The 373-nt window shown below is 44.0% G+C and carries 1 pseudogene; it reads left to right on the top strand.

The features are described 5' to 3' along the window. Positions 1 to 126: 126 nt before the first annotated feature. Positions 127 to 373, top strand: a pseudogene (locus tag Q0C15_RS07550) (radical SAM protein); the annotation flags it as partial.

Here is a 373-nt window from a genome sequence, read left to right as displayed (position 1 = left end):
GATCGCTGCTTCGGGCTTGTACGGATGTCCAGAAAGGCAGATGTTCCTTCGATGAAGGGAAACTCCAAGGCTTCAGCTGGGGGAGTAGCTCACATTTCATCCGCAGTAATATGAGAGGGAGATAGAATGGAAGTTATGGGGAAGATCGATCAGGGTGTAGTAAGTATCGAAAAAGACAGCAGGATGGTCTTTACAGTGGATCTATCCGGCAGATTTATCTTTTATACAGATGGCAACGCCACATACAGAAGATCCCTTGAGAATAAATTTTTGAAAATAACGCACAATGGAAATACAAGAAGGCTTGAACAGATTCCAGATGATCAGGCTCGGGAAATCGCAGATTCGGCATATGATTTTCTCAGGTCTTCAT

Origin of the sequence: Thermoplasma sp. (genome assembly GCF_023256435.1) — an archaeon.
Taxonomy (GTDB): Archaea; Thermoplasmatota; Thermoplasmata; order Thermoplasmatales; family Thermoplasmataceae; genus Thermoplasma.
This window is presented reverse-complemented; position numbering and strand designations above follow the sequence as displayed.